The sequence below is a fragment of the Pantoea sp. SIMBA_079 genome (assembly GCF_046940275.1).
Taxonomy (GTDB): domain Bacteria; phylum Pseudomonadota; class Gammaproteobacteria; order Enterobacterales; family Enterobacteriaceae; genus Pantoea; species Pantoea borealis.
This window is the reverse complement of the sequence record NZ_JAWRYR010000940.1, coordinates 1-234: the sequence shown is the minus strand read 5'-3', so window position 1 is coordinate 234 and position 234 is coordinate 1. Positions and strand designations below refer to the sequence as shown.

Genomic DNA, 234 nt, shown 5'->3' with positions numbered 1-234 from the left:
GAATATGATCAGCGGATAGCAAAAACCCGTCGCGCAATGGAGAAGGCAGGCTTCGATGTCATCATCGTCACCGATCCGTCCAATATGCACTGGCTGACCGGCTATGACGGCTGGTCCTTTTACGTGCATCAATGCGTTGTGCTTTCGATGGAAGGGGAACCGAGCTGGTACGGTCGCGGTCAGGATGGAAATGGCGCGAAACGCACCGCCTGGATCAGCCATGACAACATCATC

1 protein-coding gene is annotated in these 234 nt (G+C 54.7%); it reads left to right on the top strand.

Translation table 11 applies throughout. The features are described 5' to 3' along the window. On the top strand, positions 1–234 hold a 234-nt coding region (locus SB719_RS22700), incomplete at both ends, for an aminopeptidase P family N-terminal domain-containing protein (RefSeq protein WP_412160114.1).